Annotated in this window: 4 protein-coding genes; 3 read left to right on the forward strand and 1 reads right to left on the reverse strand. The window is 68.3% G+C overall.

All coding sequences use genetic code 11. The annotated features are described in order from the left end of the window. The 3 genes from AC1DYI_RS30955 to AC1DYI_RS30965 form a co-directional block, all read left to right on the forward strand. The coding region (locus tag AC1DYI_RS30955; protein ID WP_477207949.1) for a glycoside hydrolase family 97 C-terminal domain-containing protein at positions 1 to 219 on the forward strand (219 nt) is incomplete at its 5' end. 80 nt (positions 220 to 299) lie between these two features. Continuing rightward, a complete protein-coding gene (locus AC1DYI_RS30960) occupies positions 300 to 1,607 on the forward strand; it encodes a GDSL-type esterase/lipase family protein (RefSeq protein WP_477207950.1) in 1,308 nt (435 codons plus the stop codon). A 120-nt stretch (positions 1,608 to 1,727) separates the two neighbouring features. Beyond that, a complete protein-coding gene (locus tag AC1DYI_RS30965; RefSeq protein WP_477207951.1) occupies positions 1,728 to 2,585 on the forward strand; it encodes a substrate-binding periplasmic protein in 858 nt (285 codons plus the stop codon). Positions 2,586 to 2,594: 9 nt separating this feature from the next. Here AC1DYI_RS30965 and AC1DYI_RS30970 read toward each other — a convergent pair. Continuing rightward, positions 2,595 to 3,035, reverse strand: a 441-nt coding sequence (locus AC1DYI_RS30970) for a response regulator (RefSeq protein ID WP_477207952.1), incomplete at its 5' end; no start/stop codon positions are given.

Here is a 3,035-nt window from a genome sequence, read left to right on the forward strand (position 1 = left end):
AGCTGGTACCTGGGTGCGATGACCGGCGACGAGGCGCGCATCGAGCGCGTGCCGCTGCGCTTCCTGACGCCCGGCCGTTGGCGCGCCACCGTCTGGCAGGACGGCGAGACGGCCCGCGAGATCAAGCGCAGCGTGCGCACCGTCACGTCCGCCGACGTGCTGGTTCTGCCGCTGGCCGCCGCCGGCGGCGCCGCCGTGATCCTCGAACCGGCGCCTTGAACCTGCGGCCCACTTCGCATCCACTCCTCCGCGGAAGTGGCACGTCGTGGCTGGTGGCCGCACCGATGCAAACCGATCCCATGTCCACACACCACTTCATGAAGACCCGCCTACGCACCGCCCTTCTCGGCATCTCGCTCGCTGCCGCCGCGTCAGGCGCGCTGGCGCAGGCAGGCGCCGACTTGGTGATCCTTCCCACGCCTGCAGCGGCGTGGCGCACCGTCGTCGGGACTTGGGGCAACCAGGTCGAGCTGACAGGCGACAGCGTCATCGCGCCGGGGTCTAACCATGTCGGTGCCAGCGCGCGTGGCAACGGCGGCCAGCGCGAGGCCGTGCGGTTTGACTGGAAGGATCACTGGGCAACCATGCTGCGCTTCGAGAGCCGCGAACCGCTGGACCTGCGCCCCTACCTGGGCGGTACGCTGGAGTTCGACCTCGAAGTCGACGAGCTCGCCAAGGGCGGCGTGCGCGCCACGGTCGGCTGCGGCGAAGGCTGCGAGCGCGGGGTCAACCTGATCGAGCCGGCGCGCGCCTGGGCCGGGAAAGGCTGGCAGCACGTCGCGCTGGCGATGAGCTGCTTCGCCCGCGAGGGTGCCGATTTCTCCAAGGTGAGGTTGCCGTTCGCGCTGGAAGGCGCCGGCAGCGGTCGTGTGAGTGTGGCCAACGTGCGCATCACGCGCGAGGCCAAGGCCGGCCTGCCCTGCCCCGACTACCGCACCGAGTCGTTCACGCCGGCGCCGCAGACCGAATCGTTCTCGGTCGACTGGTGGCTGCCGCTGCACGCGCAAAAGCTGCAGGAGAAGAACCGGCTCGTCGCTGCCGGCACGCCGCCCGAAGTGGTCTTCATCGGTGATTCGATCACCCAGGGCTGGGAGAACGACGGGCGCGCGGTCTGGCAGCGCGACTTTGCCCGTCACCATGCGCTGGCACTGGGCTTCGGCGGCGACCGGACCGAGAACGTGCTGTGGCGGTTGCAGCAAGGCGAGGTCGACGGCATAACGCCAAAAGTGGTGGTGCTGATGATCGGTACCAACAATTCCGGCCTGCGCAGCCCAGAGAGCACCGCTGCCGGCGTCAAGCACCTGCTCGATGAGATCCGCCAGCGCCTGCCGTCGTCCAAGGTGCTGTTGCTGGCCATCTTCCCCCGCGGCGAGAAACCTGACGACCACCTGCGCGGCGTCAACGAGCGCGTGAACAAGCTCATCGCCGGATACGCCGACGGCCGCAGCGTGCACTTCCTCGACATCAGCACCGCGCTGCTCAATCCCGACGGTTCGCTGAGCAAGGACGTCATGCCCGACCTGCTGCACCTCAGCGAGAAGGGATACGCGATCTGGCAACGCGCGATGGCGCCCACGTTGCAGATGCTGCTGGCCGCACGCCCATGAAGGCCCCCATCACCACCACCACGCCGACCACGACCGCGCGCTGCATCACCCGACAGTCGGGCACCAGCAGCGGGTGCAGCGGCGTAAGATCACCGCCGGCGAGGACGCTCTGGAGGATCCATGTTGTCGCCCGCACGTCTTCTGCTTGGCTTCTTGCTTGGCCTGGTGCTCGTCACGCAGGCCGCCGCCGACGTCGTCCGCTTTCCTCGCCCGGAGTTTGAAGGCGACCGGCGCTTCGACTACGCGCTGCAACTGCTGAAGTTGGCGCTGTCCAAAGTCGGTCCGGAATACCGGATCGAGCTGGCCGAGATCCCGATGAACCAGGAGCGCCAGATCCTCGCACTGGAGGCCGGGCGCGCGATTGACGTCGCACCCATGCCCAGCTCCGCCGAGCGCGAGGCGCGGCTGCTCGTGGTGCGCATCCCCATCAACAAGGGCGTACTCGGTTTGCGACTGGGCCTCATCCGCAAGGGCGACGCGGCGCGGTTCGCCGGCGTGAACACGCTGGACGACCTGAAGCGCGTGCGTCTCGCCCAAGGGCTGCAATGGCCCGATACGCAGATCCTGCAGGCCAATGGCGTGCCCGTCATCACCGCGCCGAGCTACGAAGGCCTGTTCAAGATGCTCGTCAGCCAGCGCTTCGACTACTTCCCCCGCAGCGCACTCGAGATCTGGGACGAGCAGGCCAGCAACGCCGAGACGCTGGAGATCGAGCCGCGCATCGCACTGCACTACTACTACGACGCCTACTACATGCTCAACCGCGCCAACATGGGCCTGGCAGAGGTCATCCGCCAGGGACTGGAGAAGGCGATCGCCGACGGCTCGGCGGACCGACTCTTCGACCAGCATCACGGCGAGCGCCTGCGTCGGGCGCAACTGGACAAGCGCGTGGTCATCAAGCTGACGAACCCGCTGCTCACGCCCGGCACGCCGCTGGACCGTCCCGAGCTGTGGTACGACTTCGCCCGGAAGTAACTCAGGCTCTCAGGTCGGCGGCGCCGGTTGCACCCAGCGCGCCAGTGTGGCGTACATGTCGTCGACAACGATGGGCTTGGCGATGTGGTCGTTCATGCCCGCGGCCAGCGCCTTCAAGCGGTCGCCGACCAGTGCGTTGGCGGTCATCGCGATCACCGGCAGATCGCGCCACTGGGGCCGTTGGCGCAGCCGCTGCGTCGCCTCGTAGCCGTCGAGCACGGGCATCTCGCAGTCCATCAGCACGCCGTCGTAGCAGCCACGTTCCAGCATCTCCAGCGCCTCTTGGCCGTTGCAGGCCACGGCGACGATGACGCCGACGCGCTTCAGCAGCCATTCGGCGATCTCGCGGTTGACCGGGTTGTCCTCCACCAGCAGCAGGCGCGCGCCACGCAGCCGCGAAGGGTCCGCCGGCGGCGGCGGTGCTCGCTTCGCCGGCGCTTGTGGCTGCAG

The organism is Ideonella sp. P3_A4 (genome assembly GCF_056403075.1).